Genomic DNA, 17085 nt, shown 5'->3' on the forward strand with positions numbered 1-17085 from the left:
TTATTCCTCTTAAATTAAAACAAATGCAATACAATTATAACTTTTATAACCGTATTGCATTAATGATATATGTATAATTATTTACTCATTTTTTCTATAGCTTCCCATAAACCTTGTAAATAAACAGCACCTAATGCTCTGTCATAAAGTCCGTATCCGGGCATAGATACTTCGTCCCAGATAGCTCTTCCATGATCTGGTCTGAAAGGTCCTTCAAAACCTATATCATAAAATGCTTTCATAATGGCAAACATATCCATAGATCCATCGCTTGATAAATGTGCTGCTTCTTGGAATTTTCCAGGTGCAGTATGCTCTAAGTTTCTAACATGTGCAAAGAAAATTTTGCCTTTCAAACTTCTTACTATATCAGGTATATCGTTTTTAGGATTAGAACCTAAAGAACCAGCACATAGAGTTACTCCGTTGCAAGGACTATTAACACTATTAACCATTCTTAAAATATTTTCTTTATTAACTATAATTCTAGGAAGTCCGAATACCGGCCAAGCAGGATCATCAGGGTGTATAGCCATTTTGATATTGTATTTTTCACAAGTAGGCATTACAGCATTTAAAAAATATTTTAAATTTTCAAATAATTTATCATCATCAACACCTTTATACATTTCAAAAAGTTCTTTTAATCTGCTGAGTCTTTCAGGCTCCCATCCAGGTAAAACAAATCCATTAGAACTAGAATCAATTTGTTCAAACATCTTTTGAGGATCTATTTTATCTATTATATCTTGGTCATAAGATAAAACAGTAGCTCCGTCTGGTCTTACTTTTGCTAAATCGCTTCTAGTCCAGTCAAATACAGGCATAAAGTTATAACATACTAAGTTAATTCCATTTTTTCCCAAAACTTCTAATGTTTTTATATAGTTTTCTATATATTTATCTCTGCTAGGCAAACCAATTTTTATATCATCATGTATATTGACACTTTCTATGCCGTATATTTTTAATCCAGATTCTTCAACTTCTTTTTTTAATTTTTGTACATCTTCTTCTTTCCAAACTTCTCCAACCTTACTGTCATATAAAGTTGTTATAACTCCTTTTACTCCGGGTATTTGTCTAATCTGTTTTAGAGTAACAGAATCAAAATTCTTTCCAAACCATCTTAAAGTCATTATCATAATAGAATTTCTCCTTAATTTATTTAATATATTTATTTAAACATTCTCTAACTGCATTTACACCTATTATCATTTCTTTGAAATATTCTTCTATTTTGCTGCCTAAATTTATTTTTTCATCATATAAATCACAAGCAAATATAATTTTGTTTGATAGTATGGGCTTTAAATTATCTCCTATACTATTTATATCTTTAAACTTGATATTTTTTATATGCTTTTGTAATTCTTCAAGCATAGGATCAGGACTTATTTCCATAGTATTTCCTTTGTCATCGATTCCCATTAAATATCTAAGCCAAGCTGCTATAGTTATAGGTATTCCAATTAAAGAAGAAGCATCAAGTCCGTTTTTTACATAAGATTTTAAGGTTTCTCCATATCTGATATGTATTTTTTGGGAGGTGTCTGTTGCTATTCTTTTAGGAGAATCTGGTATATAGTGATTAACTAGTCTTTCTTCTATAACTTCTTTTATGAACTCCATTGGATTTAAGATTTTAGGATTAATAACTACTTTCATACCTTCATCATAACCTATTTTTTCAACTAGCTTTTTTAATATAGGGTCTTTCATTTCATTATATATAAAATCATAATCTAAAAGACAGCCGAATATTGCTAAAGATGTATGAAGAGGATTTAAACAAGTAGTAACTTTCATTTTTTCAGAGTTTTGTACAGTTTCTCTGTCGGTAATATATACTCCTGCTTTAGCCAAATCAGGTCTGCCGTTTGGAAATGAATCTTCAATAACTAAATATTCAGGCACTTCCGCATTTACAAAAGCAGCCATTGGATTATGTCCTACTTTGAATATATGCATATCTTCAAGCCCTATACTCTCAAGTTTTTTTGAGATAATTTCAGAAGGTCTAGGAGTAATTTTGTCAATCATACTAAAAGGAAAAGCAGCTTTTTTATTATCTTCAAGATATTTTATAAATCCATTGTCGGCAAACCCTTTTTTTACCCATTCCTTAGCTATATCAATAACAGCACTTTTTAATTTGTCCCCATTATTAGAGCAGTTATCAATACTAAGCATTGCTATAGGATAAGCTCCGTTTTTATATCTTTCTAAAAGCATAGCACAGGCAATACTCATAATATTTTTTGCTTTTTTAGGTTCATTTATAATGTCATCAGCAACTATTTTATTATAATTACCATTTGAATCTTTTATAGAGTAACCTTTTTCTGTTATAGTAAAACTTGCTATTTGTAGAGAGTCTGATATAAATATTTTTTTTAATTCTTCATAATAATTAATAAAATCAGCATGAAGTATATCAGTAATGCTTCCTATAACTTTTTTATCTATATTCCCATCACTTTTAATAGATGCTAAAAGAGTGAGATTATCAAAAGGCTTATAAACTTTATCAAGCATTTCATAATCATCATCTCTTCCAGCAGCATGCGTATCAACAGCTATTATACCAGTATTTATAATATTATCATTTAAAAGAGTATCAGCTATTCTCGCAACAAAACCTCTGAATATATTACCAGCTCCGAAATGAATCCAAGTTGGTTTTTCATTTGTATTTTTTCTAATTTGTTTTATATCATATTTTGGTATTTCTATATTGTTTTTTTCAAAAAAGGTTTTATTGTTTATTAAGTTTTCAATATTAATTTTCATTTTATAGCCTCTAAATTGTATACTAGTATATTAATTTTACAAAAATAATATAAACTGTCAAGCAAAAATTATATTATTGATTTTTAGCTTTTATTTCAGCTATAGCTCCTTGTATCTCCTCCATTTTCTCTCTAGTAAGAGGATAGAATCTCATAGCTATAATATTTAATACCCATCCAATCATAGGAGCAAGGAATACACAGAACATAGTTACCCAGAAAATTCCTGTTGAATAAGGAGTATCAGGAGTAGGCTGAGTAGTTTTAAAGCCTATCATAGCAATTAAAAGTCCTACTATAGTAGTAGCGAAAGATGATATTATTTTATCAACACAGCTGAATAATGTACCCATCAAACCCGGAACATATTTTCCAGATCTATAAGTTTCATAGTCGGCACAGTCAGCAGTCATAGGTATAACTATATTAGTAGATATTCCAGCAAAACCCTGCATTAATATCCATAATACTATGAATGCTATAGTAAAGAAATTAGGATTTTTAAAGCTCATAGTAGTAGGCTCTCCGAATATAAATAGTAATAATAGAAGAGCAGCAAATATTATACAGCCTATAGTACCAAATAATAATGCTTTTCTCTGACCCATACGGCTAGCCACAAATTTCATACCTAATATTATGATGATGATGCTTGGTATACTATATATAGCAGAAACCTCACCGCTTAAAGCATAATTTCCGCATATTATACCATAAAGCATAACTAATACTATAGAGTTAGATTGTATAGTAACAAAAAGTTTACTTGTAGAAGCAGCAATTACAAGCATTTGTATTGCTCTGTTTTTTGTTATAACAGTCCAATAATCTTTAAAAGTAATTAATTGAGGCTTTCCAAGTCCGAAATATTCTGTTCTGTCTTTAGTCCATAATCCTATTATTGCAAGTGCAGATAATACAGCAGATACGATTATAGTAAATGTTAAGAAAGTATTAAAAAACTCAGCATTAAAACCGCCGTATTTTGGTATCCATACTTTAGAAACTACAATCTGCATACCGGCAAATAATACAACATTATAACTTCCATCAAATATTGTAAAATAAGGTCTTTGTTTAGGATCATTAGTAAGACAAGTTTGAGCAGATTTTGTAACAACGCATTGCAAAGTATATCCTATAATATATACAGCATAAACCAATATAAAGAATAATAATCTCATATTTTCCGGAGCTTTATATACAAATTTGTACATTATAAAACAAGATATAATCATCACAATATTTCCGGCAACTATAAAAGGTCTGTTTTTACCAAATTTTCCATTAGTTTTATCCAGCATATAACCAACAAAAGGATCTGTTACAGCGTCCCAAATACGCATAGCAGTAAGAAGTGTAGATACCAAAACTACTCCCAATCCTAACATTCCTGTAGCGTAATAGGATATAAAAAACATGAAAAACATGTATAAATTAGTAGCCGTGTTATTAAAAGCAAAAAATGCTATCTGCCATATTTTGGCTCTATGATAATTAATTGTATTATCCATTATCTGCGTACCTCCTATTTTTTATAAAGGGCAGGAAAATTATTTTTTATTTCCTACCCGTAATTTTTTAATTAATTATTTTTTATAATCTAGCGGTAATTTAGTCCATCTGCTTCTTATATAATGAGCAACTGCTTTAGGCTGACGGGTTCTAGTGAATATTCCTTTTTTGTTTCCGTCTATTCTGAATATTCCTTCAGTAGTTTGGAAATCAGCAAAGTTCCATAACTGTTCGCCTATTATAAAGTCGTAACTATCAAAAACTTTGAAGTTCATTTCATAGTATTCGCATTGATATTCTTCGCTCCACATAACAGAAGGAAGTTTATGAACACCTGCATAAGTATCAGCTCCGTATTCTGTAAACATAACAGGTTTGTTCATTTCTTTATAGAGGTTCATCTCTTCTCTGAATTTTTCTTCTGACATATCTATTTCATAACCTCCCAAGAAATACCAGCCGTAGTATCTGTTTAATGTAATTACATCGCATAGATGCATACATTTGCATTTACCAGGTGCTGATGCCTGAATAGCAGCAAAAGTTTTTGGTAAGTTTTGTTTGTCTATACTTTTTGCAAAGTTGAATATATCTTCAAAGTATGGCAAAGCTTCATCTTTAGAAGTATCAGGTTCATTAAATAAGCTCCACATAACAACAGAAGGGTGATTCTTATCTCTTGTAATAAGCTCTTCTACAGCTTTTTTATGAATTTCTTTAGTTTTTGTATGTACTTCTTCTAAAGAGAAATAATCCGTTTTTGAAGCACCCGGATTTAATACGGATCCCACATCAAACATACCAACGGCAGCTATTTCATCTATAATAACTATACCTTCTCTGTCAGCAGCCTGCATTATCTCTTCACTGTATGGATAATGAGATGTTCTAAATGAATTAGCACCTATCCATTTAATAAGTTCAAAGTCTCTTTTTATTACAGGCGGATTATAACCTCTTCCAGCTGTTTCACTATCTTCATGTTTTCCGAATCCTGTAAAGTAGAAAGGTTTTCCGTTTATTAAGAATTTTGTACCTTCAACTTTGATTGTTCTTATTCCAAAGTCAAGATAGTATTCATCTATTAACTCTTCTCCGTTTTTGATGCATGCTTCAAATTTGTATAAGTAAGCAGCTTTCGGATTCCACAATTTAGCATTTTTAATAACTATTTTTCCATTTTTTCCTTCAGCACTTGCTGCTTCTTTTCCTTCTTCATCGTATATTTTTATGAATACTTTATTTTCACCTGTAGTATGTACTTCATAATTTACAATTCCGTCACTGCCGTTTACTTCAGATAATATATCTATATCATAAATATATTCTTTGTTTGTAACAGTAATTTTTACAGGTCTGTTCAAACCAGCATAATTGAAAAAGTCAAAAGAAGGTTTAATATATTTTTTGCCTGAGGGTTTAGTTTCTGTATGTCCGCAAGGTAGTGTAGTATTGCTAAGTTCATTATTAACAACTACAACTAATTTATTTTTTTCTCCGAATACTCCGGCTTCATTAACAGGAGCATTGAAAGGCATAAATCCGCCTACATGCGTACATACTTCTTTTCCATTAATGTATACAGCAGCTTCATGTGTAGCACAGCCGAATCTTACATTAACATTTTTATCTTTCCATTCTAAAGGAAGATAGAATGATGTTTCATACCATATATCTCCGGCATGTTCTCTTATATTTTTATCTGTAAAAAGATCATTAAAGCTAGATGGTACAGGTATAAATGTAGTGTCTTTTAATCCGTTGGCATAACCGTTTTTTCTTCCTTCATTGTTTGAATCTATCTTAAATTCCCACATTCCAGATATATCAACAACTCTTCTTGTTCTGCTTTCTCTAGGGTATAACATAGAATTAATCATAAAAACAATTTCCTCCGTAAATCTATAATTTTATATATTAATTAATCAAAGAATAATTTTGTCAAGTCAATACCAACTTTAAGTTCAAATCCTAAACCTTGTTTATTAGCTTCAGATGTTCCCATTTTAAATATTCCGCCGTAGAATAATCTAGGTTCAAAGAAGAAAGTCCATTCTTCTAGGAAGAACTGTAAACGAGGATTGAATCTTATCCAATACCAATCTTTAAATGAAGTTTGAGCACCTGATAATATTTTGAATTGTATTTCTGGTCTTAATGCGAACCAATCATTGAAACGCATTTGATATGCTATTCTAAACTCGGTACCGTCATACCAGCCTTGAGTTAATCTTCCAGAAGCAGGATCATACTGATTTCCTCTTATATATATATTCTGCTGAGCCATTACTGTTATAGAATGAGATTTGAAAGCTGCAACATCAGGAAGTCTTTTATTCAAATACATCATAAATACAAAATCTCCTGATGAAGTAAGTCCCAAACTAAAAGTATTTAAGAAATGTACATTTGCTGTTAATTCTAAATAATTAAAAGGATTGGCAAGGTTTTTTCCTGGTCTGTTTCCCTCAATTTTATTCCAACCTTCAAGATTATCATATTGTGCTTGGAATATAAATCCAAATCCCAACCAAGGTACGCTTTTTAATGTTTGCAAATATGTAAGTTTTGTATCAAAATTTTCCATAGTCCTCGCACCTTTAGGATTGCTTCCCAAACCTGTTAGATCTCCGGAAGCGTATTCAATGTAAAAACTTAGCATTTTCATTGAACCCGGATATACATTAAAGAATTGAAGAACAGGATTTGTTTGAGTATTTGCTGCCTGCTGAGCAAATAATGCACTGTTTGCTAATAAAGCAAAAACTAAAATATTAATAAAAACTTTTTTCATAATAAAACTCCTTTACTAACATACTAGTATTTTAGTAAAAATAAAATCCATTGTCAATAAAAATGATGATTTTTTTATAAAAAAGTAATATTTTAGATTTTTTTATTTATTTTTTATTGCTTGAAGTTTTTCATAAATGATGTATCTTTAATACAATCTTTATTAAATAAAGAATATTTTGAGTTTTAAATCGGTTTATGGTATGAATAATAAAATATGTTTGTATATTTAAATAAATTTATCCGCTTATTATAGCTTGCCGATTAGCTGATTTATGTTTGTACAAACAATTTTTATTAATAAAATAAAAAATAATTTTAAGGATATATTTTCAGATTATGCCGAAAGTTAAGAATAATAATGCAGATAATTTAATAATATTAGAGAGAGAAATTAATGAGCCTATAGGTGATTATGCCGTTAGATGTTTAGAATATAATATTATTAATATGGCATTGCTTCCAGGTACTTTTATTAGTGAAAAGATAGTAAGCGAAGTGTTATCTATAAGCAGAACTCCTATAAGAGAGGCTTTCTCAAGACTAGAAAAGATGCATTTAATGGAAATATACCCTCAAAAAGGGACTATGGTATCATTAATAGACACTTCTATTGTTGAAGAAACCAGCTTTATGAGAATGGTGCTTGAAAAAGAAATAATCAAAATAGTTTGTAAGAATCAGACAGAAAAAGATTTAAAATTAATAAATAAAAATATAGAACAGTATGAAAAGAACATAAATACTAATAAAGTTTATGAACTTCTCAAATTGGATAATGAATTTCATGAGTTATTATTCTCAATAGCAGATAAAAAATTGACATTCAGTTTGATAAGAGATTCTATAAAACATTTTAATAGAGCTAGAATATTCAATATAATGGAAATGGACAGAACTAGGACATTAATAGAACATAAAAATATCCTTACTTACATAAAAGAAAAAAACATAAGAAAACTTATTCCTCTCATGGAAGTACATTTAACGCATGTAAAAGATGACTTGGTGTTTTTAAAAAATAAATTCCCTGAATATTTTAAATAGCGAATTTACCTTTTGACATCTAATCCGTCTTTAGATTTCATTAAATTTATTACCTCATCTTTTGTTGTTAAATTCCAATCACCCGGTATGCTATGCTTTATACAGAAAGACGCAGCAGCAAATTCTAATATATCCTGATAATTATCAAATAATTGTATTCCGGAAAGTATTCCTGCCGCAAATGAGTCTCCTGTACCTATTCTGTCAATAATATTTTTTATATAGTATTTTTTGGATTTATATAATTTTTTATCGACATATAACATACTGTATATATTATTATGATTTGAACTTATAGCCTCTCTTTTAGTTGTGATTACCATATCTAATGAATATTTATCTATTAACTCATTCATAATAGATTTGTAGTCATCATCGCTTATATCAGAGTCTACATCTACATTACTTTTTACCCCTAAAATTTTAACAGCATCATATTCATTGGCAAATACTATATCAGAATATTTTACTATTTCAGGCATTACTTCTTCTATTTTTTTTCCATATTTCCATAATTTTTTTCTATGATTGATATCGCATGAAACTTTGACATTTCTTTTTTTTGCTTCTTTTACAGCATATAGTGTAAGATCGGCAGCAGTTTGGCTAATTGCTGGTGTTACTCCGCTTACATGAAAATATGACGCATCTTTGAAAACTTTATCCCAATCAAAATCTTCTATTAAGGCTTGTGATATAGAAGAATATTCTCTGTCATAAATAACATTTGAACTTCTATAATTATTACCCGGATCTACAAAATATATTCCAAGTCTTTTACCTTCCCAAGATATTGCAGATGTATCAACTCTATGACTTAAAAGCAATTCTTCTACCTTTTTACCAATAGCATTGTTAGGAAGGGCGGTTACATATCTGCTTTTTAATCCTAATATAGAAGCTAAAACACAAATATTAGCTTCAACGCCTCCGAATGTTGCATTAAGTTTTGAGGATTGAAATAATCTTTCATTATCTATTGATGAGAGCCTTAGCATTATCTCTCCAAATCCTATTATATATGACATTTTTCTGCCTCTGCTTATTAATATACTAGTATGTTACAAATATTATAATAGTACACTAAAGATTAATTGTCAAATAAATATTAAAAAAAATTCAATGTTTATTTAAAAAATAAAAAGGTTAAATACTTTTTGATTATTTAACCTTTTATAATTTTAAGAATAGAAAAAATATTATAAATTTTCTTTTAGTATTTTAATGATATCTTCTTTGCTTAATACCTTACCATAAGAAAGAACTTTATCATCTAATAATAGAGCAGGAGTTGACATTACTCCATACGAAGCTATTTCAGCCATATCTTCTACATATTTAATTGCCAAATCAAGTTTAGCTTCTTCTACAGCAGCTATTACATTTTCTTCTAATTTTTGACAATTAGAGCAGCCTGTGCCCAATATTTTTATTCTGGCTTCTATAGGCGGTTCTTTTTTTGTTTCCTCTTCAACGAAGGGATTAATAGAAGGACCTCAGCCGCATCCTCCTCTTCCAAATAGAATATCTCTTAATGACATATTTATCTCCTTTCTTTTCTTTATATTAAATATTGTATTAATTACTAATTTTACTAATTTAATATAATTTATAATTTTTCTTTTAGAATACTAACTATTCTATTTTTATCTAATACTTCTCCGTAAGATATTAGCTCATCATTTACTATAAGTGCAGGTAAAGTCATAACTCCGTAATAAGACATACTTCCTTTACTGTTTGTATATTTTATTGATAAATCTAAATCTAGCTCCAATATAGCTTTTCTTAAATTATCAAGCATATCGAGAGAGTTTTTATCATTATTTCCTAAAAGAAGTATCTTTTCTATTTCTCTTTCTATACCCTCCTCCTCTAGAGGGTCTGGCAAACAGCCTCAGCCGAATTGCATTCTATTTATAACCATAATATGCCTCCAAAGTTGGTATATACATATTATAGGTATATATTAAATAATTGCAAATTAAAAAATTAAAAAATAATACATTTATTACAATTTATCTCTTAATAATTCAATTATTTCATCTTTATTCAGCACTTTTCCATAGGACAATACTTTATCATCTAATACAAGACTAGGTGTGGATATAACTCCATAAGCGGCAATTTTATCTATATCAGTAATATGACCTACTGTTAAATCAAGTCCCATATCTTTCAAAGCCTTTAAAGTATTTTCTTCTAATTTTTTACAGTTATTACATCCTGTGCCTAATATTTTTATTCTAGCATTTTCATCAGATGAAGTTGCACATGAACCTCCGCAGCAGCATTCTGATTTTTTCTTAAAGAACATAATCTTCTCCTTTTTTATTATTTTTTATTATATAAGTATAAAATAAAAATTATTAAATAAATATCCAATAATTATTATACCAATAGTTACAACTGACACAAAAAATATAAGCAGCGGCATCTTTACAACTTTTTTTATCATGATAATTGAAGGAAGAGACAAAGCGGTAACAGCCATCATAAATGATAAAACAGTACCGATTCCTGCACCTTTATAAAATAAACTCTCTGCTATAGGTAAAGTTCCGAATATATCAGCATACATTGGAATACCTACTAAAGTTGCTAAGGGTACGGAATACCAATTATTTTTTCCTAATATATTATTTATCCAGATTTCTGGTATTACATTATGAATAAAAGCTCCTATTGCCACTCCTATGAAAATATATAAATAAACTTTTTTTATAGTTTCTACAACTTGTTCTTTTGAATATATTAATCTTTCTTTTTTTGTCATAGTTTGTATTTCTAATTCTGTATTATTGGTTTTTATATTTTTAACAAAATCCTCTAAATATTTTTCCATTTTGAATTTTCCTATTAAAGTTCCGCCTGCAACAGCAAGTACAAGTCCTACAATAACATAAGCTATAGCAATCTTCATACCGAATATACTTGATAAGAGTATTATAGATGCTAAATCTACAAGAGGAGAAGATATTAAAAAAGAAAATGACATAGAAATAGGTATTCCTGCAGAAGTAAATCCTATAAAAAGCGGTATAGATGAGCATGAGCAAAATGGAGTAACAGTTCCAAGTAATGCTGCTAATATATTTGCATATATTCCATTAAACTTGCTCAATATTTTTTTTGTTCTCTCCGGAGGAAAAAAAGACTGAATATATGATATACAAAATATTAATACAGAAAGAAGAACAAATATTTTTATAACATCATAAAAAAAGAATTGTAATGATCCTTTCAATGTTTCTGATAAAGTAAAATTATTTAGTATATTGCCTATCAATGTATTTAGCCATTTCATTGATATTATTTGATCCTGTATAAATATAAATATTGTTTTTATGATTTCCATTTTTATAACTCCAAATTTTATTTTTTTTAATTAACTTCTAATTTTTTTGATATTTTAATTATTAAAAATATTTAGAGTAATAACATTTACCTTTTATAGATAAAGTGCTGCATATTGATATTATGTTTTGCATTATTACCGCCTGTTATTAATTTGTGAATTTACTTTTTGTTGCATTTGCTATTTTTACAAGAGTAAGCATTACAGGTACTTCTACTAATACTCCTACAATAGTTGAAAGTGCAGCTCCAGAATTAACTCCGAATAATGATACAGCTACAGCAACGGCAAGCTCAAAGAAGTTGGAAGCTCCTATCATTCCTGCAGGTGCAGCTACATTATATGGAAGTTTCAATAAATATGCTGCAATATAAGCTATGAAAAATATTAAAAAAGTCTGTAATATTAAAGGTATTGCTATCAAAATTATATGTATAGGATTTGATAGTATGACATTTCCTTGAAAGCTGAATAATAATATTAATGTTAATAGTAATCCTATTATTGTAATATTATCAAATTTATGTATAAAAATATTATTAAAATATTCTATTCCTTTTTTACTGCATACATAAACTCTTGTGATAATTCCAGCAGTTAATGGTATAAGTACAAATAATACTACAGATAAAAATAATGTATCCCAAGGTACAGCAACATTTGATATGCCTAATAAAAATTTTACTATAGGAACAAATGCTATGAGTATTATTAAATCATTAGTTGCAACCTGAACTACGGTATATGAAGGATTTCCATTTGTTAAAGCACTCCAAACAAATACCATTGCAGTACAAGGAGCAGCACCTAAAAGTACGGCACCAACTAAATATTCTTTTGCTAAATCTTTAGGTATTATATTATTTAATATAGTATAGAAAAATAAAGATGATATAAAAAACATAGTAAAAGGTTTTATAAGCCAATTTACAACCCAAGTGAGAAAAAGTCCCTGAGGATTTTTTGTAATGTTCTTTATGCTTTGAAAATCTACACTCATCATCATAGGGTATATCATTAGCCATATTAATACTGCTATTGGTATAGAAACATTTGCATATTCAAATTTATTTAATGTGTTTGGTATTACTTGTAAAAATTTTGATATTAATATTCCTATAATCATACATATAAATACCCATAAGCTTAAATATTTCTGAAAAAAACTTATATTTTCTTTTTTATTATTCATTGTACTATCCTTTAAAACTCATATTTAGCATTTACATTTTTCTTTTTTTATTTCATCTTTTTTATATGATGATATATTTGTGTAATATCCTATCAATTTTTCTGCTTTTTTTATTCCTTCTTCATTAAAACTATAATAAGTCCATTTGCCTTCTTTTCTTCCTACAATGATTTTTGAGTCGCAAAGTATTTTCATGTGATGAGATAATGTTGACTGTACTATATTTAATTTTTCTAAAAGTTCGCAGGCACATATTTCTCCTTCTTTAATCATTTCTAATATTTTAAGTCTGTTTTCATCGCAGAATGCTTTGAATATAATTGCTTCTTCTTTATAATCCCTCATTTTTATAAACTATCCTTTTAATAATTATATATCGATTATTATCGATGCGTATTATAATAACATACATATCGATAATTGTCAATATGTTTATTATTATTTATTGAAATAAAAACATATAATGATATAATTTAGTATTGATTATTAATATTAAATAATTTGGAGTTTTATAGTATGCAGGTTAAAAATTTTGGAAGCGGTTATCTTTTATATGAGTTAAAAAACAAAAATGACATGGTATTAAAACTTACAGATATAGGTGCTTCAATAGCAGGTGTATTTTTTAAAGATAAAAATGGAAATGAAGTGCAGGTATCATTCGGAAGTGATGATTATTCATTTTATTTGAATCCGCATGATTATATAGGAGCTTCTGTAGGAAGGGTAGCTAATAGAACTATAAATGCAGAATTTACACTTGACGGACAAACATATAAATTAGCAAAAAATGATAATAATAAACATCACTTACATGGCGGTATAGAAGGCATTTCATTTAAGAAATTTGATTCTAAAGTATTGGGAAGTAATTCTGTATCATTTACATATTTTTCAAAAAACGGAGAAGAGGGATATCCTGCCAATGTTAGTATTGAAATAATATACACTTTGACAGATAATAATGAAATATTAATAAATTATTTGGCAAATGCTGATGCTCCTACGCCTTTAAACTTTACTAATCATGCTTATTGGAATCTTAATGGAGAAGGCACTATATATGAACATGATTTATTTATAGATTCTTTGTTTTATCTTCCAGTAACTGAAGAATGTGTATCAAGCGGGGAAATATTAAAAACAGAAAACACTCCTTTTGATTTTACTAAAACAAAAAAAATAGGTGCTGATATAGAAAAAGCAAATGGTTATGATAATTGTTTTATTTTTAATGAAAAAAATATTTTATCATATACAAATGACAGCAATAATTTTAATAAATTAAGGGCTTCATGTTATAGTGAAAAAACAGGAATATGTTTAGAGCTTTATACTACAAAACCTGCTATGCATTTTTATTCCGGCAATATGCTATCTAACAGAGAAGTGAGAAATACAGTTTTGAATAAGCATAATGCATTTTGTTTTGAAACTGAGTATTTACCAGGGGCTGTAAATTTTCCTCATTTTCCTAGCATAATATTTGACTCTAATAAAAATTACACTCATAAAACAATATATAAATTATCATTGAAATAACTATAAAAATTATATAAAATATTTTTGGAAGGGTACATGAATAATAACAATAAAAAATCAGTAATAATAGAGCATTACATTGAAAGGGTAAAAGATTTTAATATACCTGAATATCAGGTTTTAGATTGGGAATCACAAGATGCTCAGGAGGCTAGATTTAAGGCTTTGCTTAATCATTTTGATATAAGAAAAGCTATTTTGCTTGATGTGGGATGCGGACTTGGACATTTAGCTGAGTATATAGATAAACAGAATATTGATACTTATTATATTGGTATTGATATAATGCCTGAAATGATTGGAAGAGCTAAGCATAAAAAATTTAAAAATATTAATCCTCAATTTATGACTATAGATTTTTTTAAAAGTTCTGACATAGAAGATGATTTTGATTATATATATTCTTCTGGTATATTTAATCTTAATCTTGGTAATAATGAAGAGTTTTTAAAGAATGCTGTAAGAGATTTTTTAATAGCTGCTAGAAAAGGTGTATGTTTTAATTTGCTTGATATTTCATGTAAAGAAAGATACGGAGATAAGTATTATTATTATAAAAAAGATGAAGTATTTAACATTGTATGTGATATGGTAAAAGATTTGGATTTAAAATGCAAGATAAAAATATCTGATGAGTATTTATCAAATGATTTTTCAGTATTTGTGGACATATTATAATCAATATATTTAATTACGGAGTATTTATGTTAAAAAAATTATTAATTATTTATGTTTTTTTGATTTGCAGTTTTTTTCTATATTCTCAAACTTCAAAAGAGGCTAATAATACTTTAGAAGTTGTATCTATAGCTTATGACATGGAAATTAATTCTTCTTTTGCCTATGCTAAATTTTCTGCAGCTTCAAAAAATAAAGCTATAGTTAATTTATTTCAGGCTGTTTCTGATTCAAAATCCTGTCATGCTAATATTTTATATGATGCTGCTATTGAAGATAATATAACAGATACTATTTTAAAAGCTCAGGTAGGAGATCCTAAAGTAGGAGAAGATATTGAGAATTTGCAATCGGCTGCTTCAATGACTTCTTATGAATATACTAAAATGTATCCTGAATTATTGAAAGTAATAAATAAAGATAATAAAAAAGAAATGGCAAAAAAAATGAACAATATAATAAAAGTAGAGAAAGTACATAATGTTTTATTTACACAAGCTATAAATAATATTCAAAATAATAAGCCTTTAGCAGATAAGTATTATTTATGTGAAACTTGCGGTTATATTGAAGCTAACTTAGAACCAAATAAATGTCCTATATGCGGTAAAGATAAAAATACTTTTAAAGAATATAAATAATTGATCATTAAAAAATAAAGACTGAAATTTTTTATTTTCAGCCTTTATTTTTATTAAAATTTTTATTTATTTATAGTACGCATATCTATTACATATCTGAATTTTACTTCCCCATCTATAACTTTTCTGTATGCTTCTTTTATAGTTTGAGCATCAGCTTTTATTATTTCTACAGTAGGGTAAATATTATTTTCTATAGAATAATTAAGCATTTCATGAGTTTCTTTTATTCCCCCTATTAAAGAGCCGAATAATTTTTTACTGCCATGTTGCCCTATCATAGCAGTAAGTGTAGGCATTTTTGAAGTTCTAGGAAGTCCTAATAAACACATAGTGCCTCCTCTTTTAAGCATACGCATATACATACTAACATCATAGTATGCTGGTATGGTGCTTATAATATAGTTAAGAGTATTATTAACATTTTTTAAGTCTTCAGCATTATTTACATTAACATATTTTACTGCTCCCATATTTAAAGCATCATCTCTTTTATCTTCTGTTATATCAAAAACTGTTACTTCAGCACCTAGTTTTACAGCATATTTTACAGCCATATAGCCAAGTCCTCCGAATCCTGCAATACCTATTTTATCTCCTTTTTTTACATTCATAGCTTTTATAGGCGAATAAGTAGTTATACCGGCACAAAGAAGCGGAGCAACCTTATCGAGTTCTGCATTATCTGGTATAAGTATTGCGAAGTTTTCAGACACTACTATATTATCAGAGTATCCTCCTTGAGTTATCTCATTTCCATGAAATCTATCTATTGAACCATAAGTATAAACTGCTCTATTTAAACAATACTGCTCTAAATTATCCAAACAGCTTTCGCATTGTCCGCATGAGTTTACCATACATCCGACACCAGCAAAGTCGCCAACCTTAAACTTAGTAACTTTACTTCCTACTTGTACCACTCTTCCAGCTATTTCATGTCCTACTACTAAAGGAGTATTGCTGGATTTTCCTTCAACAACATGTATATCACTATGGCATATTCCAGCATAAAGTATTTCTATTAGCACATCATTTTCTCCTACTGCATGTCTTGTAAACTCATGATATTTAAAATCCATATTGGCAGAAACAGCAGCAAATCCTCTTGATTTTACTCTTCCGTTTGCATTGGTTTGTATATTGATCGGTGCTTTTTTAAGTTCCTGATTATACATTGCATTTGAAGAATTATTCTGATTTTGTAAAGTATTATTATTTTTTGTATTTATACTTGTTTGAGCATTCGATGAATTATTACATGACATTATAAATAATATTGAGAGTATAGTTACTAATATAGCTTTTTTCATTTTATAATCTCCTTCATAATAAATTTCTATAATTATATTATATCATTGAAGTAAACTCCAGAGTCAAGCTATTTTTTTATTTATTCATATATTAAATTTTATTCTAATTCCCGCCAATTTTGTTTTATGGCTTTCTTTGTTATTATTGTTCTATTATTCTTTTTAGTTTTTACTGTTACTATAACACCCACCCTAGATTTGTTCAGATTTTGAA

17 protein-coding genes are annotated in these 17085 nt (G+C 28.2%); 4 read left to right on the forward strand and 13 right to left on the reverse strand.

Going from position 1 to position 17085, the window contains the following annotated elements; all coding sequences use genetic code 11:
* Nucleotides 1-77: 77 nt before the first annotated feature.
* The 5 genes from uxuA to BFL38_RS07940 all read right to left on the reverse strand — a co-directional run bounded on the left by uxuA (nucleotide 78) and on the right by BFL38_RS07940 (nucleotide 7101).
* Entirely contained in the window at nucleotides 78-1145 is a 1068-nt protein-coding gene (gene uxuA / locus BFL38_RS07920) for a mannonate dehydratase (RefSeq protein ID WP_069726549.1), read from the reverse strand.
* Nucleotides 1146-1164: 19 nt separating this feature from the next.
* Nucleotides 1165-2793 (reverse strand): mannitol dehydrogenase family protein, encoded by a 1629-nt coding sequence (locus tag BFL38_RS07925; protein ID WP_069726550.1) that lies wholly within the window; start codon nucleotides 2791-2793, stop codon nucleotides 1165-1167.
* Nucleotides 2794-2866: 73 nt separating this feature from the next.
* Complete coding sequence (locus BFL38_RS07930) at nucleotides 2867-4306, reverse strand: MFS transporter (protein ID WP_069726551.1); 1440 nt, start codon at nucleotides 4304-4306, stop codon at nucleotides 2867-2869.
* A gap of 75 nt (nucleotides 4307-4381) precedes the next feature.
* Nucleotides 4382-6187, reverse strand: a complete 1806-nt coding sequence (gene uidA, locus BFL38_RS07935; protein WP_069726552.1) for a beta-glucuronidase — start codon at nucleotides 6185-6187, stop codon at nucleotides 4382-4384.
* Between the two features lie 41 nt (nucleotides 6188-6228).
* Nucleotides 6229-7101, reverse strand: a complete 873-nt coding sequence (locus BFL38_RS07940; protein ID WP_069726553.1) for a hypothetical protein — start codon at nucleotides 7099-7101, stop codon at nucleotides 6229-6231.
* Between the two features lie 338 nt (nucleotides 7102-7439).
* Here BFL38_RS07940 and BFL38_RS07945 point away from each other — a divergent pair, with 338 nt between their 5' ends.
* Nucleotides 7440-8147 carry a GntR family transcriptional regulator gene (locus BFL38_RS07945; protein ID WP_069726554.1) on the forward strand — a complete coding sequence of 236 codons (708 nt, stop codon included), beginning with the start codon at nucleotides 7440-7442 and terminating at the stop codon, nucleotides 8145-8147.
* Between the two features lie 5 nt (nucleotides 8148-8152).
* On the opposite strand, the gene BFL38_RS07950 is transcribed toward BFL38_RS07945, so the two are convergent.
* The 7 genes from BFL38_RS07950 to BFL38_RS07980 all read right to left on the reverse strand — a co-directional run bounded on the left by BFL38_RS07950 (nucleotide 8153) and on the right by BFL38_RS07980 (nucleotide 13042).
* Complete coding sequence (locus BFL38_RS07950) at nucleotides 8153-9175, reverse strand: sugar kinase (protein WP_069726555.1); 1023 nt, start codon at nucleotides 9173-9175, stop codon at nucleotides 8153-8155.
* A gap of 171 nt (nucleotides 9176-9346) precedes the next feature.
* On the reverse strand, nucleotides 9347-9688 hold the full coding sequence (gene sec2 / locus BFL38_RS07955; protein WP_218070527.1) for a thioredoxin-like selenoprotein Sec.2: 342 nt from the start codon (nucleotides 9686-9688) through the stop codon (nucleotides 9347-9349).
* A 68-nt stretch (nucleotides 9689-9756) separates the two neighbouring features.
* Nucleotides 9757-10074, reverse strand: a complete 318-nt coding sequence (gene sec1, locus BFL38_RS07960; protein ID WP_218070529.1) for a thioredoxin-like selenoprotein Sec.1 — start codon at nucleotides 10072-10074, stop codon at nucleotides 9757-9759.
* A gap of 84 nt (nucleotides 10075-10158) precedes the next feature.
* A complete protein-coding gene (locus tag BFL38_RS07965; RefSeq protein WP_069726558.1) occupies nucleotides 10159-10464 on the reverse strand; it encodes a thioredoxin family protein in 306 nt (101 codons plus the stop codon).
* 27 nt (nucleotides 10465-10491) lie between these two features.
* Nucleotides 10492-11505, reverse strand: coding sequence for a permease (locus BFL38_RS07970; protein WP_069726559.1), 1014 nt, complete (start codon nucleotides 11503-11505; stop codon nucleotides 10492-10494).
* A 148-nt stretch (nucleotides 11506-11653) separates the two neighbouring features.
* Entirely contained in the window at nucleotides 11654-12697 is a 1044-nt protein-coding gene (arsB, locus tag BFL38_RS07975; RefSeq protein WP_069726560.1) for an ACR3 family arsenite efflux transporter, read from the reverse strand.
* 24 nt (nucleotides 12698-12721) lie between these two features.
* Nucleotides 12722-13042 carry an ArsR/SmtB family transcription factor gene (locus BFL38_RS07980; RefSeq protein WP_069726561.1) on the reverse strand — a complete coding sequence of 107 codons (321 nt, stop codon included), beginning with the start codon at nucleotides 13040-13042 and terminating at the stop codon, nucleotides 12722-12724.
* A gap of 171 nt (nucleotides 13043-13213) precedes the next feature.
* On the opposite strand from BFL38_RS07980, the gene BFL38_RS07985 reads away from it, so the two are divergent.
* From BFL38_RS07985 to BFL38_RS07995, 3 genes are read left to right on the forward strand one after another with little or no spacing between them, the layout of a single operon-like run.
* On the forward strand, nucleotides 13214-14239 hold the full coding sequence (locus tag BFL38_RS07985; protein ID WP_069726562.1) for an aldose epimerase family protein: 1026 nt from the start codon (nucleotides 13214-13216) through the stop codon (nucleotides 14237-14239).
* A 36-nt stretch (nucleotides 14240-14275) separates the two neighbouring features.
* Nucleotides 14276-14917: a class I SAM-dependent methyltransferase gene (locus BFL38_RS07990; RefSeq protein WP_069726563.1), complete on the forward strand. Its 642-nt coding sequence runs from the start codon at nucleotides 14276-14278 to the stop codon at nucleotides 14915-14917.
* A 26-nt stretch (nucleotides 14918-14943) separates the two neighbouring features.
* Nucleotides 14944-15558: a rubrerythrin family protein gene (locus tag BFL38_RS07995; RefSeq protein ID WP_069726564.1), complete on the forward strand. Its 615-nt coding sequence runs from the start codon at nucleotides 14944-14946 to the stop codon at nucleotides 15556-15558.
* A gap of 62 nt (nucleotides 15559-15620) precedes the next feature.
* Here the strand turns inward: BFL38_RS07995 and BFL38_RS08000 are convergent, their stop codons facing one another.
* Nucleotides 15621-16871, reverse strand: a complete 1251-nt coding sequence (locus tag BFL38_RS08000) for an NAD(P)-dependent alcohol dehydrogenase (protein ID WP_069726565.1) — start codon at nucleotides 16869-16871, stop codon at nucleotides 15621-15623.
* Nucleotides 16872-17085 lie beyond the last annotated feature (214 nt).

The sequence above is a fragment of the Brachyspira hampsonii genome, assembly GCF_001746205.1.
Lineage (GTDB): Bacteria > Spirochaetota > Brachyspiria > Brachyspirales > Brachyspiraceae > Brachyspira > Brachyspira hampsonii_B.